Annotated in this window: 20 protein-coding genes; 16 read left to right on the forward strand and 4 right to left on the reverse strand. The window is 39.8% G+C overall.

Going from position 1 to position 19762, the window contains the following annotated elements; translation table 11 throughout:
- Positions 1–92 precede the first annotated feature (92 nt).
- Complete coding sequence (locus DXC10_RS13250) at positions 93–1295, reverse strand: BamA/TamA family outer membrane protein (protein ID WP_101542507.1); 1203 nt, start codon at positions 1293–1295, stop codon at positions 93–95.
- A gap of 218 nt (positions 1296–1513) precedes the next feature.
- Between DXC10_RS13250 and DXC10_RS13255 the strand changes: the two genes are divergently transcribed.
- From DXC10_RS13255 to DXC10_RS13305, 11 genes are all read left to right on the forward strand, one after another.
- Positions 1514–2914, forward strand: coding sequence for a C1 family peptidase (locus DXC10_RS13255; protein WP_101542962.1), 1401 nt, complete (start codon positions 1514–1516; stop codon positions 2912–2914).
- 227 nt (positions 2915–3141) lie between these two features.
- Complete coding sequence (locus DXC10_RS13260; RefSeq protein ID WP_101542508.1) at positions 3142–4491, forward strand: Na(+)-translocating NADH-quinone reductase subunit A; 1350 nt, start codon at positions 3142–3144, stop codon at positions 4489–4491.
- A gap of 127 nt (positions 4492–4618) precedes the next feature.
- On the forward strand, positions 4619–5806 hold the full coding sequence (locus DXC10_RS13265) for an NADH:ubiquinone reductase (Na(+)-transporting) subunit B (protein WP_101542509.1): 1188 nt from the start codon (positions 4619–4621) through the stop codon (positions 5804–5806).
- 16 nt (positions 5807–5822) lie between these two features.
- Entirely contained in the window at positions 5823–6512 is a 690-nt protein-coding gene (locus tag DXC10_RS13270; protein WP_101542963.1) for a Na(+)-translocating NADH-quinone reductase subunit C, read from the forward strand.
- Between the two features lie 4 nt (positions 6513–6516).
- The gene (locus tag DXC10_RS13275) at positions 6517–7152 is read left to right on the forward strand and encodes an NADH:ubiquinone reductase (Na(+)-transporting) subunit D (RefSeq protein ID WP_101542510.1); all 636 of its coding nucleotides are present in this window, start codon (positions 6517–6519) and stop codon (positions 7150–7152) included.
- Between the two features lie 97 nt (positions 7153–7249).
- On the forward strand, positions 7250–7876 hold the full coding sequence (gene nqrE, locus DXC10_RS13280) for an NADH:ubiquinone reductase (Na(+)-transporting) subunit E (protein ID WP_101542511.1): 627 nt from the start codon (positions 7250–7252) through the stop codon (positions 7874–7876).
- Positions 7877–7893: 17 nt separating this feature from the next.
- Complete coding sequence (gene nqrF, locus DXC10_RS13285) at positions 7894–9168, forward strand: NADH:ubiquinone reductase (Na(+)-transporting) subunit F (protein WP_101542512.1); 1275 nt, start codon at positions 7894–7896, stop codon at positions 9166–9168.
- Between the two features lie 127 nt (positions 9169–9295).
- Complete coding sequence (locus DXC10_RS13290; protein ID WP_117738086.1) at positions 9296–10609, forward strand: DEAD/DEAH box helicase; 1314 nt, start codon at positions 9296–9298, stop codon at positions 10607–10609.
- A 257-nt stretch (positions 10610–10866) separates the two neighbouring features.
- Entirely contained in the window at positions 10867–11934 is a 1068-nt protein-coding gene (gene serC / locus DXC10_RS13295) for a 3-phosphoserine/phosphohydroxythreonine transaminase (protein ID WP_101542513.1), read from the forward strand.
- 114 nt (positions 11935–12048) lie between these two features.
- Positions 12049–12969, forward strand: a complete 921-nt coding sequence (locus DXC10_RS13300; RefSeq protein WP_101542514.1) for an NAD(P)-dependent oxidoreductase — start codon at positions 12049–12051, stop codon at positions 12967–12969.
- A 98-nt stretch (positions 12970–13067) separates the two neighbouring features.
- Complete coding sequence (locus DXC10_RS13305) at positions 13068–14315, forward strand: DUF1015 domain-containing protein (protein WP_101542515.1); 1248 nt, start codon at positions 13068–13070, stop codon at positions 14313–14315.
- Between the two features lie 65 nt (positions 14316–14380).
- Here the strand turns inward: DXC10_RS13305 and DXC10_RS13310 are convergent, their stop codons facing one another.
- The gene (locus DXC10_RS13310; RefSeq protein WP_101542516.1) at positions 14381–14752 is read right to left on the reverse strand and encodes a hypothetical protein; all 372 of its coding nucleotides are present in this window, start codon (positions 14750–14752) and stop codon (positions 14381–14383) included.
- Complete coding sequence (locus tag DXC10_RS13315; RefSeq protein ID WP_117738052.1) at positions 14749–15300, reverse strand: RNA polymerase sigma factor; 552 nt, start codon at positions 15298–15300, stop codon at positions 14749–14751. Before DXC10_RS13315 ends, DXC10_RS13310 begins: the two co-directional genes overlap by 4 nt.
- 142 nt (positions 15301–15442) lie before the next feature.
- Here DXC10_RS13315 and DXC10_RS13320 point away from each other — a divergent pair, with 142 nt between their 5' ends.
- The 5 genes from DXC10_RS13320 (at position 15443) to DXC10_RS13340 (ending at position 18569) form a co-directional block, all read left to right on the forward strand.
- Positions 15443–15838, forward strand: coding sequence for a DUF6249 domain-containing protein (locus DXC10_RS13320; RefSeq protein ID WP_101542518.1), 396 nt, complete (start codon positions 15443–15445; stop codon positions 15836–15838).
- A 39-nt stretch (positions 15839–15877) separates the two neighbouring features.
- Positions 15878–16453, forward strand: a complete 576-nt coding sequence (locus tag DXC10_RS13325; protein ID WP_101542519.1) for a flavodoxin family protein — start codon at positions 15878–15880, stop codon at positions 16451–16453.
- 28 nt (positions 16454–16481) lie between these two features.
- A complete protein-coding gene (locus DXC10_RS13330; protein WP_101542520.1) occupies positions 16482–16883 on the forward strand; it encodes an FKBP-type peptidyl-prolyl cis-trans isomerase in 402 nt (133 codons plus the stop codon).
- Positions 16884–16941: 58 nt separating this feature from the next.
- On the forward strand, positions 16942–17133 hold the full coding sequence (locus DXC10_RS13335) for a hypothetical protein (protein WP_101542521.1): 192 nt from the start codon (positions 16942–16944) through the stop codon (positions 17131–17133).
- 107 nt (positions 17134–17240) lie between these two features.
- Positions 17241–18569 carry an MATE family efflux transporter gene (locus tag DXC10_RS13340; protein ID WP_101542522.1) on the forward strand — a complete coding sequence of 443 codons (1329 nt, stop codon included), beginning with the start codon at positions 17241–17243 and terminating at the stop codon, positions 18567–18569.
- Here DXC10_RS13340 and DXC10_RS13345 read toward each other — a convergent pair.
- A complete protein-coding gene (locus DXC10_RS13345; RefSeq protein ID WP_117738053.1) occupies positions 18544–19749 on the reverse strand; it encodes a glycerate kinase in 1206 nt (401 codons plus the stop codon). The two genes, DXC10_RS13340 and DXC10_RS13345, sit on opposite strands and share 26 nt — an antisense overlap.
- Between the last annotated feature and the right edge of the window lie 13 nt (positions 19750–19762).

Consider the following 19762-nt stretch of genomic DNA (forward strand, 5'->3'; position numbering starts at 1 on the left):
GCAGAAATCAAGTCCAAAAGTATGTATAATCTTTGGGTGGTGCAAGGAAACCTGTGAAAAACTACTGTTTAATATTCAATTTGTTATAGAAATTAGAATGCTTCGGTCATATTAAAATAGAATAGAGTCTGTTTGTTGACGGTATTTTTTCCTAAATCGAGACGCACATTCATTCGGGGTTGTACTTCAATACGTAAACCCAGACCGTAGTTGGGTAATACTCCCTCGATTTTTCCCATGGTAGGTCCCATAAAGCCGCATCCGGTCCATGCTACAAATCCGATATGGTGCAACATTCGTTTTATCCAATTACTACGGTCGGTGTTAATCATTTGGCGGTATTCGGCCATAACCACATGGGAAGACTTATCACGATATTGTCCCATATAATAACCGCGCAGGTCAAAGGGAGTACCTGTAAGGGAATATTGGGTCAAGGGGACATTACCAAATACATTCTTGGTTTGTGCTGTCCAAGCTATGATTTTACGATTGCCTACTGATTTATATTGACGATAGTCCAGTTCAAGGCGGTAGAAGTTTTGATCACTACCGAAAACTTTACTATACATCATACCCCGGAAATCAAGATAAATACCTCGATAAGCATTTGCGGGAATATCACGGCTATCGTAAGTCAAGAGGAAGCCGAGACCGGAGTTGAAGTTTTTGTAACCATGTTCGTTACCGCCTGCAGCAATATAGGATTTTTCTTCGACAAGGTGTTTGGCAGGGTTGGTTATCTTGTCATAGTTGATGTCTATTTGTGGACCGGCAAAGACATTGCTGTGCCCCAACCGAAACAAAAACCAAGGGTTAACTTGAATACCGCTGTAACGATATTGGCTGGTAGTATCACTACGCACGTAATTCTTGTTGGTAGAGTAACCGACACCGTAAAAATTATCTTCTGTGTTTTTAAAAGAAAACTTTCCGAAAATACGGAAATGATCACCTTTAAAGAATAGTTGTGGTTTCACCATGATATTGATGCCACCTTTAAACATATATGCGATGGACATAGGTACTACGGAACGTAATTGAGTAGTATCACTGGGATTCATACGGAACGTCAACAAAGCACTTCCACCCACTAATGCACCAAAATCTGGCGTATAACTGGGACCACCCAATATATTATAATGTAAATTTCTGCGAGCTACTTTCTGTCTACGCAGTTCTTTTTTTGTTAATGTGGTAGTAGTATCGTTGGGTGCTGTAACTACTTGTTCTTGGGCTGAAATAGTTGTTATTGCCAGCACCAAAGTAAACATACTTAGTATAAATCTTTTCATGTCGTACGAATATGGCTGCAAAGAAAACTAATTTATCTGAATTGGTTTTCAAGTAAATAGACAATATTTCTTAAAGAATATTCTAAAAATTTCAAAAAAGGAATTACTTTTGTCTCATAAACGATGTGGAATAAAGTGGAATAAATTAGATTGTGATGGTCTGGATTTTTTTGCTAGAAAATGATTGAATGAACTATATAATAAAAATGAAATTTATGATGAAGAAACAAATTTTATCCGTCATTGTTTTGGGTGCTGCATTGCTTTCTGTACAGGCTCAAGATGGTAGGGGAGGTATCAGCTCTTCCATGCTCGAACAAATCAAGCAAAGTTATCAAGGAACGGCATCGGACAAGGCGCTTCGTAATGCTATTGGTAATAATGATATACGTAAATTGGCACTTAATCAGGAGAATATGCAGGCGATGGATACTCATTTCTCTGTTCGGGTAAATTCCAAAGGTATCACCGACCAAAAATCATCCGGACGTTGCTGGTTGTTTACCGGATTGAACGTAATGCGTGCCAAAACGCTTGCCAAATATAATTTCCCTTCTTTCGAATTTTCTCAGGTATATCCTTTTTTCTGGGATCAGCTTGAAAAATCCAATCTTTTCCTGCAAGGAATTATTGATACTGGTAAAAGTCCTATGAATGATAAGACTGTTCAATGGCTTTTCCAACATCCGTTGAGTGATGGTGGCACATTCACAGGAGTGGCGGATATTGTAACGAAGTACGGTTTGGTACCCAAAGAAGCGATGCCGGAAACTAATAGTAGCGATAATACTTCTCGCATGGCAAATCTTATTTCATTGAAGCTGAAAGAATATGGATTGCAATTGCGTGATATGATTGCAAAAGACACCAAACCTGCTGTTATAGAAGAAGAGAAGACAAAGATGTTAGGTACTATTTACCGTATGTTGGTTTTGAACTTGGGTGTTCCTCCTACGGAGTTTGATTATGTTCGTAGAGATACCAAAGGAAATCCTATGGAAATAGAACATCACACTCCTATGTCTTTTTTGGAAAAATATGGGGATAAAAAGTTGTTGACTAACTATATAATGCTGATGAATGATCCCAGTCGTGAATATTATAAATGTTATGAAATAGATTATGACCGCCATCGTTATGACGGAAAGAACTGGACATACGTAAATTTACCCATAGAAGAGATTAAGGAAATGGCTATTGCATCTTTGAAAGATAGTACCATGATGTATTTTTCTTGTGATGTCGGCAAGTTCCTAAATTCGGAACGTGGTTTGCTTGATGTGAAAAACTATGATTACGAATCATTGATGGGGACTACTTTCGGTATGGATAAAAAGCAACGTATTGAAACTTTTTCCAGTGGTTCTTCTCATGCCATGACACTAATGGCAGTAGATTTGAATGATAACGGGAAACCAGTGAAATGGATGGTTGAAAATAGTTGGGGAGCGGGAAGTGGTTATCAGGGGCATTTGATAATGACCGATGATTGGTTCAATGAATATATGTTCCGCTTGGTAGTAGAAACTAAGTATGTCCCTTCTAAAATAATGGAATTATTTAAACAAAAACCAATCCGTTTACCGGCTTGGGATCCAATGTTTGCAGAAGAGAAATGATAAAAGGTGATAAAGTGATAAAAGGTGATAGGATGATAAAATGATAAAAGTATTAGAGTAATCTATCACTTTATTACCCTATTTTCTCCCTCTTTTCCTCTTTGTGTTCGTTAACGAAAGGAATTACGGAAAATTCTCCGTAATTCCTTTCTTTTTTACTATTTAATCACATTCTTTTTTGCTACTTTTGCGGGCAAATTAATGAAACCATTATTTTATATAAACGCATGGCAAATGTAATTAAGTTACGCAAAGGCCTTGACATTAACCTGAAAGGTAAAGCTGCGGAAGAGTTTTTTTCCGTGAAAGAGCCGGGATTTTATGCACTTGTTCCCGACGATTTTACGGGTATCACTCCGAAAGTGGTGGTCAAAGAGCAGGAATATGTGATGGCTGGAGGACCCTTGTTTATCGACAAGAATCATCCTGAATTGAAATTTGTTTCGCCCGTTAGCGGCGTAGTGACAAGCGTGGAACGTGGTGCACGCCGTAAGGTGCTGAACATCGTTGTAGAAGCTGCCGCTGAGCAAGACTACGAAGAGTTCGGTAAAATGGATCCGTCCAAGATGAGTGCCCAGGAAGTGAAAGATGTACTTCTGCAGGCTGGTATGTTCGCTTTCATCCGTCAGCGTCCGTACGATGTAATCGCTGATCCCACGGTCGCTCCGAAAGCAATTTTTATTTCCGCCTTCGACAGTAATCCGTTGGCACCCGATTTCGAATTTACCTTGAAAGGAGAGGAGGTAAACTTCCAGACAGGACTTGACGCGTTGGCCAAGATGGCAAAAACGTATCTGACTATTAGTGTAAAACAAGAATCTGCTGCTTTGACGCAAGCTAAAAACGTTACTGTTACGGTATTCGACGGACCAAATCCGGCTGGTAATGTGGGGGTACAAATCAATCACATCTCTCCGGTTGTAAAAGGCGAAACTGTATGGACTATCAGTGCGGAAGCTGTAATTTTCATAGGACGTTTGATGAATACCGGTCGTGTGGACATGACTCGTACAGTGGCTATAACAGGTTCCGAGGTGTTGAAACCTGCCTATTGTAGATTGAAAGTTGGTGCTTTGCTGACAAATGTGTTCAAAGATAATGTGACGACGGATAAAGACCTTCGCTATATCAGTGGTAATGTGTTGACAGGGAAGAAGGTTTCTCAGAATGGCTTTCTTGGAGCTTTCGACAATCAGTTGACAGTTATTCCCGAAGGAGATGAAATACATGAAATGCTAGGTTGGATTATGCCACGATTCAATCAGTTCAGTGCCAACCGTTCTTATTTCAGCTGGTTGATGGGAAATAAGGAATATGTGATTGATGCTCGTATCAAGGGTGGAGAACGTCACATGATTATGTCCAATGAATACGACCGGGTATTCCCAATGGACATCTATCCTGAATATTTATTGAAAGCAATCATTGCCGGTGATATCGATCGTATGGAAGCTTTGGGAATTTACGAAGTTGCTCCTGAAGACTTTGCTCTTTGTGAATTCGTATGCTCTTCTAAGTTGGAAATTCAACGTATTGTACGTGCTGGGCTTGATATGCTTCGTGCTGAAATGGCATAATTCAATTTAAAATTAAGAATTAAAAATTAAAAAAATGATGGATGAAATTCTGTGATATAAATTGCCTTATGAACGATGTAGCGCAGCTTATTTCTCAATTTTCAATTCTCAATTATCAATTTAATAAATGAAAGCGTTAAGAAATTATCTCGATAAGATAAAGCCGAACTTTGAAGAAGGCGGCAAACTCCACGCATTTCGTTCGGTGTTCGATGGCTTTGAAACATTTTTGTTCGTGCCTAATGCCACTTCGAAATCGGGAACGCATATCCATGACTCTATCGACAGTAAACGTATCATGTCGATGGTTGTTATTGCGTTGATACCGGCGCTGTTGTTCGGTATGTATAACGTAGGTTACCAGCATTTCCATGCAACCGGTGTTACCGGTAGTTTCATCGAAATGTTTGCCTACGGTTTTTTGGCTGTATTGCCTAAAATTATTGTATCATATGTCGTAGGTCTTGGTATTGAGTTCGTAGTGGCTCAGTGGAAGAACGAAGAAATTCAGGAAGGTTTCCTTGTTTCCGGTATCTTGATCCCGATGATAGTTCCGGTTGACTGTCCATTATGGATTTTGGCAGTTGCTACAGCATTTTCTGTAATTTTTGCGAAAGAAGTGTTTGGCGGTACAGGTATGAATGTATTCAACGTTGCTTTGATTACCCGTGCATTCTTGTTTTTTGCTTACCCTACAAAGATGTCAGGTGATGCGGTTTGGATTCCCGGAGATACGATTTTCGGTTTAGGTGGTGAGACTTTTGTTGATGGCTTCTCCGGAGCTACTGCATTGGGAGTAGCATCTACGGCTACCGATCCTAACGGTTATCTGCCTTTCTCTTGGGACATGGTGACGGGGCTAATTCCGGGTTCTATTGGTGAAACTAGTGTTATTGCTATCGCTTTGGGGGCTATCCTCTTGTTGTGGACCGGTATAGCAAGTTGGAAGACTATGTTCTCCGTATTTGTAGGTGGTGCATTCATGGGATGGATTTTCAATACGATCGGTCCTGACACAGCTATGGCTAATATGCCTTGGTATGAACATCTTGTGTTAGGTGGTTTCTGTTTTGGTGCCGTATTTATGGCTACCGATCCTGTTACTTCCGCCCGTACTGAAACAGGTAAATACATTTTTGGATTTCTAATTGGTGCTATGGCTATCATTATCCGTGTACTGAATCCTGGTTATCCAGAAGGTATGATGCTTGCTATTCTGCTGATGAATATCTTTGCTCCGCTGATTGACTATTGTGTGGTACAAAGTAACATTAGTCGCCGCGAAAAACGTGCAACTGTTAAGTCTAACAATTAAAAATACCGGAAAAGAAATGAATACCAATAGTAATAGTTATACTATCATTTATGCTTCGGTAATGGTTGTTATCGTTGCATTCCTGCTGGCATTCGTAAGCTCTTCACTGCGTACTATTCAAAACAAGAACGTAGAGCTTGATACGAAGAAGCAGATTCTTGCTGCATTGAATATTAAAGATGTGAAGGATGCAGATGCAGAATATAATAAATATGTGAAAGGTGATATGTTGATGAATGTAGACGGTACTTTGACTAAAAATACCGGTGCATTTGTTACTGCTTACGAGAAAGAAGCCAAAGAACAACAGCGTTTACATGTTTTTGTTGCCGAAGTGAACGGAGAGACTAAATATGTATTTCCAGTTTACGGTGCTGGTCTTTGGGGAGCTATTTGGGGGTATGTGGCTTTGAATGCTGATAAGGATACCGTTTATGGTGTATATTTCTCTCATGCTAGTGAAACTCCGGGTTTGGGTGCCGAAATTGCGGGTGCTCAGTTCCAAGGAGAATTTCCTGGTAAGAAGACTTTGGAAAATGGGGAGGTTGCACTTAGCGTTGTAAAAAACGGAAAAGTTGATAAACCTGCTTATCAGGTAGACGGTATATCCGGTGGTACTATCACTTCTGTAGGTGTAGATGCGATGTTGAAGACTTGCCTGAATAACTATAAGAACTTTTTAACTAATAATAATGAGGAGGAATAAGAATATGGGTGCATTATTTTCAAAGAAGAATAAAGAAGTATTCTCAACTCCGCTTGGATTGAACAACCCTGTTACCGTACAGGTATTGGGTATCTGTTCCGCTTTGGCTGTTACAGCAAAATTGGAGCCTGCTATAGTGATGGGACTTTCCGTTACTGTGATTACGGCATTTTCTAATGTAGTGATTTCATTGTTGCGTAAAACTATTCCCAACCGTATCCGTATCATTGTTCAGTTAGTGGTGGTTGCTGCGTTGGTAACCATTGTAAGTGAGATATTGAAAGCCTTTGCTTATGATGTAAGTGTACAACTTTCTGTATACGTAGGTTTGATTATCACGAACTGTATCCTGATGGGACGTTTGGAAGCATTTGCCATGCAGAATGGTCCTTGGGAGTCTTTCCTTGACGGTGTGGGTAATGGTTTGGGATATGCCAAAATTTTGGTTATCGTAGCATTCTTTCGTGAACTTTTAGGATCTGGTACCTTGCTGGGTTTCAATATCTTAAACTACGAACCTTTGCAAAAGATCGGATATGTAAATAATGGTTTGATGTTAATGCCGCCTATGGCATTGATTATCTGTGCTTGCATTATTTGGTATCAACGTGCTCGTCACAAAGAGTTGCAAGAAAAGTAAATTCAATTATGAATTATAAATGGTGAATTATATATCGTAAAAGTGTATGTCATTCTCCTAATTTATAATTAGTAATTCATAATTAAAATTAGATAACATGGAACATTTATTAAGTTTATTCGTCCGCTCAATCTTTGTGGACAACATGATATTCGCGTTCTTTCTTGGTATGTGCTCATATTTGGCCGTATCGAAGAATGTGAAGACTGCCGTGGGACTGGGTATAGCTGTAACTTTCGTGTTGGTTGTTACACTTCCGGTCAACTATTTGTTGCAAACCAAGGTACTTGGTCCTAATGCGATTATTGAAGGCGTTGACCTCAGTTTTCTTAGTTTTATTCTTTTTATTGCCGTAATTGCTGCTATCGTACAGTTAGTGGAAATGGTTGTGGAACGTTTTAGTCCTTCGCTTTACGCTTCACTAGGTATCTTTTTGCCGTTGATTGCTGTTAACTGTGCTATCATGGGAGCCTCACTGTTTATGCAACAACGTATCACGTTGGGTGAGAGTGATCCGAAATATATCGGTGATGTATGGGATTCTATCTCTTATGCATTCGGTTCAGGTATTGGCTGGTTGTTGGCTATCGTAGGTTTGGCTGCTATTCGTGAGAAGATGGCTTATTCTGACGTACCTGCTCCGTTGAAAGGTTTAGGGATTACGTTTATTACAGTAGGTCTGATGGCAATGGCATTCATGTGTTTCTCTGGTTTGAAAATCTAAAAGAAAAGAATAAAACAATGGATATGAATATGATATTAGCAAGCATTGGCGTATTCCTGGTGGTTGTCATCCTGCTTGTTGTTATCCTGTTGGTTGCCAAAAATTTCTTGGTACCGTCAGGTAATGTGAAATTGACTATCAATAATGATAAAACTTTGGAGGTAGAGTCCGGTTCAACGTTGTTGAATACATTGTCAGTAAACGGCATTTTCCTTTCCTCCGCATGTGGTGGTAAGGGTTCTTGCGGACAGTGTAAATGCCAGGTAATGGAGGGAGGGGGTGAAATCCTACCTTCTGAGATACCCCATTTTAGCCGTAAACAGATACAAGACCATTGGCGCTTGGGTTGTCAGGTGAAAGTGAAAGGTGATATGGGTATTAAGATTGATGAGTCTGTACTTGGTGTGAAAGAATGGGAGTGTGAGGTTATCTCTAATAAGAATGTAGCTACATTCATCAAAGAGTTTATTGTTGCATTGCCAAAAGGTGAACACATGGATTTCATTCCGGGATCATACGCTCAAATTAAGATACCTAAATTCTCAATGGATTATAATAAGGATATAGATAAGAGCTTGATTGGTGAGGAATATCTTCCTGCATGGGAGAAATTTGGACTGTTTGGTTTGAAGTGTACGAATGAAGAAGAGACTATTCGTGCTTATTCTATGGCTAACTATCCTGCTGAGGGTGACCGTATCATGTTGACAGTACGTATCGCTACTCCTCCGTTCAAACCGAAAGATCAAGGTCCTGGCTTTATGGATGTGATGCCGGGTATCGCTTCTTCTTATATCTTTACCTTGAAACCGGGTGATAAGGTAACTATGAGTGGACCTTACGGCGACTTCCATCCTATTTTCGATTCTACAAAAGAAATGATGTGGATTGGTGGTGGTGCCGGTATGGCTCCATTACGTGCGCAAATTATGCATTTGACGAAGACGTTGCATACAACCGATCGTAAGATGTCATACTTCTACGGTGCACGTGCTTTGAACGAGGTATTCTATCTGGAGGATTTCTTGCAAATAGAAAAAGATTTTCCGAACTTCTCATTCCATCTTGCACTGGACCGTCCCGATCCGGCAGCTGATGCGGCAGGCGTGAAGTATACTCCGGGCTTTGTTCACAATGTAATTTACGAAACTTATTTAAAGGATCACGAAGCTCCAGAAGATATTGAATACTACATGTGTGGTCCCGGTCCTATGTCTAAAGCTGTTGAAAAAATGCTTGATGATCTTGGTGTTCCGGCTCAGAACCTGATGTTTGATAACTTCGGTGGATAAAAGATGTATTATACGTTTTTTATTCATATATAATTGAAAGTGGCAGATGATATTGCATTATCTGCCACTTTTGTTTCCCTGTATCTCCCATTCTTTTATTACCTTTGTTCTCAAATTGAAGAACTATATGGAATATTCGGAAATAATACATAATTTGCAGATAGAACAACTTACTCCGATGCAGGAGGCTGCATTGGATGCCTATCAATCAGACAATGATCTTGTTTTGTTATCACCTACAGGATCCGGTAAAACTTTGGCTTTCTTGCTACCTTTGGTTAATTCTTTGAATCTTTCTGAACGGAGAGTACAGGCTGTTGTTTTAGTTCCCTCACGGGAGTTGGCGTTGCAGATAGAAACCGTATTTAAATCCATGAATACTCCTTTTAAAGCTATGAGTTGCTATGGGGGACGTCCTGCAATGGAAGAACACCGGACTATGAAAGGTATCAATCCTTCTGTAATTATAGGTACACCGGGGCGAATGAATGACCATCTGAGGAAACAGAATTTCGATGCCGGTACGGTAAATACCCTTATCATAGACGAATTTGATAAATGCCTTGAATTTGGCTTTCAAGATGAAATGTCGGAAGTGATCGGACAGTTGCCCTCATTGAAGAAACGCATTTTGCTGTCTGCTACCGATGCAGAAGAAATACCTCAATTTACGGGATTAAATCGTACCATAAAACTCAACTATTTGACGTCTGAAGTGTTATCCGAACGCTTGAATATTCAAAAGGTATTATCCCCTGATAAAGATAAACTGGAGACGCTTTATAGATTGCTTTGTACGCTGGGTGACAGTTCCACTATAGTATTCGTCAATTATCGTGAAAGTGTGGAAAGGGTAACCGGTTATTTGAAATCGAAAAAATTCCCTTGTGATTCTTTCCATGGTGGCATGGAGCAGGCCGACCGCGAACGTGCACTCTATAAATTCCGTAACGGCAGTTGTCCTGTCCTTGTTTCTACCGACTTGGCAGCTCGGGGACTTGATATTCCCGGTATTGACAATGTGGTTCATTATCATCTTCCCGTCAACGAAGAAGCCTTTACCCACCGCAATGGCCGTACGGCGCGTTGGGAAGCAAAAGGTTCATCTTATCTTCTTTTACATTCAGAAGAACGTTGGCCAGATTATATTCCGGAAGATATTCCTATTTTTGAAATACCGGATCAAACTCCCAAACCTATCAAATCTCGCTGGATTACCATATATATCGGTAAAGGAAAGAAAGATAAACTAAATAAGGTTGATATTGTTGGCTTTTTATATAAAAAAGGTGGATTGGCTCGAGAAGATGTAGGACAGGTTGATGTAAAAGACCACTATGCTTTTGTTGCCATTCGCCGAGGTAAAGTAAAGCAGCTCCTCACGTTGATACGAGATGAAAAGATTAAAGGGATGAAAACATTGATCGAAGAAGCAAAGTAACGTTTTTCTTAATCTTTTTCTATCGAATAAGAAGTTAATATCGGGTCTATCTTTCAATTTACTATTTTATACTATTCTTGGCAAGTATACATAACAAAATGGTGCATATATCTTGTATAAACCAATAAAAAGAAAGGTAAATGCGGATAAAAAAAGGATTTTCATAAGGAAAGATTGGTAATACAGAAATAATTCCTTAATTTCGCCATGTCGAAAGACACAAATCAACGAAATTGTATAACCAAAACAAACTTCAAATGAAAAAGCATAATTTCAATGCAGGACCTTCCATTCTTCCGCGTGAGGTGATTGAGGATACAGCGAAGGCTATTTTAGATTTCAATGGATCCGGTCTCTCCCTGATGGAGATTAGCCATCGTGCTAAAGACTTCCAACCCGTAGTGGACGAAGCCGTGGCATTATTCAAAGAATTACTCAATATCCCCGAAGGTTATTCGGTACTGTTCTTGGGTGGTGGTGCCAGTCTGGAATTCTGCATGGTTCCTTTCAACTTCCTTGAAAAGAAAGCTGCTTATCTGAATACAGGTGTGTGGGCAAAAAAGGCAATGAAAGAAGCTAAAGGTTTCGGTGAAGTTGTAGAAGTTGCCTCTTCTGCTGAAGCCACTTATACATATATTCCGAAAGATTACACTGTACCGGCTGATGTGGATTATTTCCATATTACTACTAATAACACGATTTATGGTACGGAACTGAAAAAAGATCTGGATGTAAATGTTCCGATGGTTGCCGATATGTCTTCCGATATTTTCTCTCGTCCAATCGATGTATCTAAGTATATTTGTATTTATGGTGGTGCACAGAAGAATTTGGCTCCGGCAGGTGTGACATTCGTCATAGTAAAGAACGATGCGTTGGGTAAAGTGTCACGTTATATTCCGACTATGTTGAACTATCAGACTCACGTGGATGGTGGTTCTATGTTTAATACTCCTCCTGTTGTTCCTATTTATGCAGCATTGCAAACTTTGCGTTGGATTAAGGCACAAGGTGGTGTGAAAGAAATGGAACGTCGTGCTATTGAGAAAGCAGATATGTTGTATGCTGAAATCGACCGTAACAAAATGTTTGTGGGTACTGCTGCTAAAGAAGACCGTTCACGTATGAACATTTGCTTCGTAATGGCTCCCGAATATAAAGAATTTGAAGCAGACTTCTTGAAGTTTGCTACAGAAAAGGGTATGGTAGGTATCAAGGGACACCGTTCTGTAGGTGGTTTCCGTGCATCTTGCTATAATGCTATGCCGAAAGAGAGTGTTCAGGCTTTGATCGACTGCATGCAGGAATTTGAGAAACTTCATTAATAACATAATTTTCACCACAGAGGGCACAGAGTCCCACAGAGATTAAACTAAAAGAGAAAACTCTGTGAAACTCCGTGTGACTCTGTGGTGAATTCTTTTAATACTATAAGAATTATGAAAGTATTAGTTGCAACAGACAAGCCGTTTGCAAAGGTTGCGGTGGACGGTATTCGCAAAGAGATTGAAGCAGCAGGTTATGAACTTGTATTGCTGGAGAAATATGGAGAAAAAGCAAAATTGCTGGAAGCAGTGAAAGACGCTAATGCCATTATTATCCGTAGCGACATCATTGATGCTGAAGTGTTGGATGCAGCCAAGGAGCTGAAAATCGTAGTTCGTGCCGGTGCCGGTTATGACAATGTAGATTTGGAAACTGCTACCGCTCATAATGTGTGTGTAATGAATACCCCGGGACAGAACTCCAATGCTGTTGCTGAACTGGCTTTTGGCCTGATGGTGATGGCTGTTCGTAATATGTATAACGGTACTTCCGGTACGGAACTGATGGGTAAGAAGTTGGGTATCCATGCATACGGTAATGTAGGTCGTAATGTGGCCCGTATTGCCAAAGGTTTTGGTATGGATATTTATGCTTTTGATGCATTCTGTCCAAAAGAAGTAATCGAGAAAGACGGAGTGAAGGCTGTTGCTTCTGCTGAAGAACTTTACTCTACTTGTAATGTCGTTTCTTTGCATATCCCTGCAACTACCGAAACGAAGAATTCCATTAACTACGCTTTGGTAAACAAAATGCCGAAAGGAGGTCTGTTGGTGAATACTGCTCGTAAGGAAGTTATCAACGAGGCCGAACTTATCCAATTGATGGAAGAGCGTGCTGATTTGAAGTATATGACAGACATTATGCCCGCTGCTCATGAAACGTTTATTGCCAAGTTTGCCGGACGTTATTTTTCTACACCTAAAAAGATGGGTGCCCAGACTGCTGAAGCCAATATCAATGCAGGTATTGCAGCAGCCAAGCAGATTGTAGGATTCCTGAAAGACGGTTGCGAAAAGTTCCGCGTAAATAAGTAATATTTCTTAGGCGTGGATTATGTGGATTATACGGAATTGTTGTTTCGTGAAATCCGTGTAATCTGCGCCTGAATATTTCATTTAATAATCTAATTACCATGGCAATCATTAAACCTTTTAAGGGCGTTCGCCCTCCCCAAGATTTGGTAGAGGAAGTTGCATCGCGTCCGTACGATGTATTGAATTCTGAGGAAGCACGCGAAGAAGCAAGAGGAAACGAAAAATCTCTGTATCATATCATTAAGCCGGAAATAGATTTTCCGGTTGGCACGGATGAGCATGATGAACGTGTCTATCAGAAAGCTGCCGATAACTTCCGTATGTTTCAGGATAGAGGATGGCTGGTCCAAGACGAGAAAGAGAACTACTATGTGTATGCCCAAACTATGAATGGTAAAACACAATACGGTTTGGTAGTAGGTGCATACGTTCCCGATTATATGAACGGTATCATCAAGAAACATGAATTGACCCGCCGTGATAAAGAAGAGGACCGGATGAAGCATGTCCGCGTGAATAATGCCAATATCGAACCGGTATTCTTTGCTTATCCTGATAATACTACACTGGATACTATTATTTCCCGTTATACAGCTGGGAAGCCGGTATATGATTTTATTGCTCCGGGCGATGGTTTCGGTCACACTTTCTGGATTATAGATAAGCAAGAGGATATTGACGCGATTACCAAAGAATTTGCCAAGATGCCTGCCCTTTATATAGCCGATGGACATCATCGTAGTGCAGCTGCTGCTTTGGTAGGTGCAGAAAAAGCAAAGCAAAATCTCCATCATCGTGGAGATGAAGAATATAACTATTTTATGGCTGTTTGTTTCCCTGCCAATCAGTTGACAATTATAGATTACAACCGTGTTGTGAAGGATTTAAATGGTCTGACTCCTGAACAATTCCTTGTTGCCGTTAGTAAGAATTTCAAGGTAGAAGAGAAAGGGGCTGATATTTATAAACCTGAAAGTTTACATAATTTCTCTCTTTATCTGGATGGTAAATGGTACAGTCTTACCGCCAATCCCGGTACTTATAATGATAACGATCCTATCGGCGTGTTGGATGTAACCATTTCTTCCAATTTGATTTTGGATGAAATTCTCGGTATTAAAGACCTTCGTTCAGATAAGCGAATAGACTTTGTAGGAGGTATCCGTGGGTTGGGTGAATTGAAGAAACGTGTCGATAGTGGGGAAATGAAACTTGCATTGGCGTTATATCCTGTCAGCATGAAACAATTGATGGACATTGCAGATACCGGTAATATTATGCCTCCTAAGACAACTTGGTTTGAACCCAAATTGCGTTCAGGACTGGTAATTCATAAGCTAGACTAAATATAGTGAGTTTTATTTGAACGGGGATGTTTTAAGAAGTTATGAATCATCCCCGTTTTTATGGTTTATGGATGATGTTTGTAGTATTGTTTTCTCATCCATCGATCAAATAGTAGACAAAGAAGAACAGCTATTATGAGTAGGAAGTAGAAAGAGGGTATTTGAATTTCTTCGCTTTTTGTTATCGAAGATATAGTGAATGCTTCTCGAATACTGTTTCCAAAAAAGATAATCAGGCTGGCTATACAAACTCCAATTAAAAATATAGTAGCGATAATAGTTGCTAATAATGTTCGATATTCTGTCTTCTTTTCGCGAAGACGCATGTTTTCTTCTACCTTTTGCATAGTACAATAGGTAAAGTTAGAAGGTAACTGAAACGAATATTGTTCTTGTAATGTCTTCTTCAGACCTTTATCTTTTTGTTCTTCGCTCATAATTTATCCTCCTGTTTCATTAGTACATATATTTTTTTGCGGATGCGATGCAACTTTACTTTAATGTTGTTTGCTGTCAATCCTGAGATAAGAGTGATTTCACTAATAGTTTTTTCTTCCAGATAAAACAGAGTGATTAAAGCCTTTTCATCAGAATTAAGTAATTGGATCGCTTTGTTTAGCTTGATAATCTGTTTTTCTCTGTCGTTATTCAAGGCTTCGTCCACCTGTTGATCCGATATATTGGCAAGTGGTCCATCATCCATAACAAAAGTATCAAGATTCTTTTTACGTGCATTGGATATAGCCGTGTTATATGCGATGGCATATATCCATGTTGAAAAAGAACAGTTTCCTTTGAAAGACGAGAGATGTTGAAAAGCTTTTAAGAAAGTATCTTGTGTCAATTCTTCAGCATCTTCTTGATTGGAGACAATGCGGATAATCAAAGTAAAGACTTGTTGGCTATACTTATTCAAAAAGTATTCATAAAGAGCAGTCTCTCCATTCAAGATACGTTGTATAATATATTTTTCGTCGTCTTTCATTTTGTCTATTAGACGCAACTATTAATATAAGGTTACATATTTCCCCAAAAAATATTTTTTTATCATAAACTGTAACCTAATCAAGATTATAGCGTCTAAAGAGTACAAAGAAACAAAATTACTAATTTAAAAGATAACGAATATGATGGATTTTATTATGGTACCTGCTGTAATGGCAATCATTACTTTAGGAATTTACAAACTGTTTGAACTGTTTGTTTGCAAAAAAGAGAGACTGCTTTTACTGGAAAAAATGGCTGATCAACAAATGTATCCTAAGAGGCCCGACTTTAAACCTTACGATATTCTGTCCTTTTCTGCTTTAAAAATAGGTAGCCTTTTAACGGGAATGGGATTAGGCCTATTGGTTGGCTATCTGCTTTGTGTAACTACACTTCCCGGATATTTAAGTAAAGATCAATGGGACTATAGACAAACCGTTTCTTTGATTTATGGTGCATGTGTGTTGTTATTTGGTGGAATTGGGCTGATAATTGCTTTTATTACCGAATTGAAACTGAATAAGAAAAAAGAGTAATCTTTATTTTCCTACCTTTGTCGGAAAGTTTCTTTATTTATGAAGATATTGATAATAAATAGTAGCCCTCGTCGACAGGGAAACATTTCAAAGATGTTGGACTTGATGAAACAAGAAGCAGAAAGTTTGGAGGTCGAAACAAATTATATACGGGCTTCGGAGTTGAAAGTACATCCTTGTATCGGTTGTATGAAATGCCGTGAAACTTTGAAATGCTGTTTACCAGAAGATGATGCACAGCAAGTTCTACATTTTATTGAGGAAGCGGATGCGTTGATTATCGGTGCTCCATGTTATTGGGGAAATATGCCCGGTACGTTGAAAGTTCTTTTTGACCGGATGGTTTATGGTATGATGGGAGAAAACTCCATGGGAATTCCTCTTCCTCTTCATAAAGGCAAAAAAGCAATTATAGTAAGTACATCTACCACGCCTTATCCTTTTAATATACTCTATAATCAGACACGGGGAGTAGTGAAAGCTTTGAAAGAAATCTTGAAGTGGAGTGGCTTTAAGGTAGTAAAGGCTATAGAGAGAGGAGGAACCAGAAAACATCCGGGTTTATCGGAAAAAGAAATGATACGATGTAAAAAGATTGTCCATAAATTATTGTAATCAAAGAAGTAGGAAATTTGAAGATAAGATGGGTAAGAAAGAAGAATATAAGTTCAAGAACGAACAATATCTGGAAAGTCTACGTACCGAAGAGGAAGTGAAAGAACTGGCTGCAGGAGTACTTTATCGGACATTGGAAACGGGACAGGGGAGTACAAGCCCTCGTCTTAATAGTGTGGTTTCAGTACATTACAAAGGAACGCTTATCAATGGTCGTGAATTTGATAACTCATGGAAACGGAACTGTCCGGAGGCTTTTCGCTTGAATGAAGTGATTGAGGGCTGGCAGATAGCGTTACAACAAATGCATGTAGGAGATCATTGGATCGTTTATATTTCTTATAAAGTAGGTTATGGTACACGGGCAAGCGGTCCTATTCCAGCCTTTTCAACATTAATCTTTGAAATACGGTTATTGGGTATTGCCTGAACGTGAACAATCTTTCATATTCTTTTGTTAAGATACCTGTTACTAAAACTTAGTAGGTATGAATACAAAGAAGAGCGAAGTGAATGATACTCTAGGAGTATCTTCCCGGTCAGAAGAGACATTGATCAATGAAAAAGGAACAGTACCCGGACAGCAGATCGGTCTGTACAGTAAAGTGAACAATAAAGAAGTTCGTCAGGTCGTTAAGATATTGAATCCTGACAAAAATAGTTTAGAGAGCAGAGGATAATCCTCTGCTTTTTTGTATTCCACATTTCTTATTGAAGATTATAACATATTATTGAGGGGTTTTGTATCTTTGCCGAAAAGAATTGAAAAACTTCAAAATAAGCAGCATTGAAACTTCGGCAAGGCGACCTTACGCAAGGAGGTATAACAAGCACATTATTACGTTTTACTCTGCCCATGATGGTAGGGGCCTTTTTACAACAATGTTATAACATTGCAGATACTTTGATTGTAGGGCAATGCATTGGTGCCGATGCTCTGGCTGCTGTTGGTTCGGCCTATACCCTGATGATCTTTTTGATTTCTGTATTGCTGGGTTTGTCAATGGGAAGCGGCACGGTTTTCTCTTTGCAATATGGTGCCGGCGATCAATCGGCTTTACGCCGTAGTATCTTTGTCTCGTTTGTGTTGATTGGAACGGTAACTCTTGTACTGAACGTCGCTGTATTTTTCTGGCTCGATCCTATTCTCCGGCTTTTGCAAGTACCGCAAGATATTTATGGAATGATGCGCAGTTATCTCTGGATTATCTTCTGGGGAATTGCGTTTACTTTTATCTATAATTTTTATGCAGCGTTGCTACGTGCTGTAGGAGACTCTGTGACCCCCCTTTGGTTTCTGTCCATATCGGTCGTCTTGAATATCGTGCTTGATTTATTTTTTATACTACAGTTGGATTGGGGTATAGAAGGTGCGGCCATTGCTACAATCATTGCGCAAGGCATATCAGCTTTAGGAATTGCGGCATATACTTATATGCAACGTCCGGAATTGCGGCTGCATTCTGCCGATATACACTTTGATCGTACCTGCCTGAAAGAAATAACTTCCTTTTCACTACTTACATGCGTTCAGCAATCGGTGATGAATTTTGGTATTCTGATGATACAAGGGCTTGTCAATAGTTTTGGTACGGCAGTGATGGCAGCCTTTGCCGCAGCTGTAAAAATAGACTCTTTCGCCTATATGCCTGTCCAGGAATTCGGTAATGCTTTTTCCACTTTTATAGCCCAGAATTTCGGAGCGAAGCGTTATGATCGTATCCGTAGGGGAGTTTATAGCGCATTTATTACGGCAGTTGTATTTTCACTGGTCGTTTCTGTTCTTGTATTTGTTTTTGCAGAACCACTTATGTTGATATTTGTCCGTTCCAATGAGACGGAGATACTTTCTGTCGGTGTAGATTATCTTCGCATCGAAGGTGCCTTCTATTGCGGCATAGGCATTTTATTTCTGTTATATGGCTATTATCGTGCCATTCGTAAACCGGGAATGTCTGTGATACTTACAGTCTTATCTTTAGGTACACGTGTAGTACTCTCGTATATTTTGGCCTCTATACCCTCTATCGGAGTAATTGGTATTTGGTGGTCAATTCCTATAGGATGGCTTCTTGCGGATTTGATAGGTATTATTTACTACAAATTGCGTCGTTAATTGCCAGGATACGGCAAATCTGTTCTACAGTCCTTTTTATATTCATTCGTGCAAATGAAGGTTCCATGGCCTGTTCTAAAGACAAGGGAGAGGGGGTAATAGAGAATATTCCCTGAAATCCTGCATGGCTCAATAATCCACAGTCTTCCACACTTCCGGCCAATAAAATAACTGGAATATGTTGTTTTTGAGCTTCCCGAAGTATTCCGAAGGGTACTTTTCCCATGAGGGTTTGCCGGTCTGATTTTCCTTCTCCGGTGATGATAAGGTTCGCCCCTTTTATCTGCTCTTTAAAATTGAGAACGTTCAGCAACAACTCTATACCGGGTTTCAGTTCGGCACGGAGAAACGCAAGCATGCCGCCACCCATACCACCGGCTGCACCTGCACCGGGATAAACAGAGATATCTCTCCCTGTTTCTTTACGTATGATGTTGGCAATATGTTCCAATCCTTTATCCAATTCTTGCACCATTTTCTCATCAGCCCCTTTTTGTGGAGCGAAAATGTAAGCGGCACCATTGAGACCGTAGAAAGGATTTTTGACATCACATGCTGCCGTGAAATGACTTTCCTTGAGAGCCGGGTGGATAGATGAAAAATCGATAGATACCACTTCTGATATTAACTGTCCGCACATCCCATTTATCACTTTTCCTGTTGGATGTGTTGGATTATCTTTGGTGATATTTCCTAATTCGTTTCCCTCTTTATTCAGAAACCGGAAGCCCAATGCTTGCAGCATACCTGAACCGGCATCATTGGTGGCACTCCCTCCAAGACCGATAATAAAATTCCGGCATCCTCTTTCCAGTGCGTCAAAAATCAGTTCTCCTGTTCCGTAACTTGTTGTCAGCATCGGATTTCGTTGTTCTACGGCTACCAATGGCAAGCCGCTGATATTTGCCATTTCAATGAAAGCCGTTTGTCCATCGCCGGAAATACCATACCGGGTTTCCCGTCGTTCCATTAACGGATCGTGAGCATAGGCGGTTATACTCTTTCCTTGAGTAGCGGCAATCAGCACATCCAGCATTCCTTCTCCGCCATCAGCTATAGGCAGACTGATAATGTCACATTCGGGAAATACAGAAAGAATACCCTCGGTAGCCGCTTTTTCTGCTTCTATCGAGGATAAACATCCTTTGAAGGTATCAATGGCAATGACAACCTTATGCATTCTTTTTCAATCT

It is taken from the genome of Bacteroides sp. OM08-11, assembly GCF_003438665.1.
Lineage (GTDB): Bacteria > Bacteroidota > Bacteroidia > Bacteroidales > Bacteroidaceae > Bacteroides > Bacteroides cutis.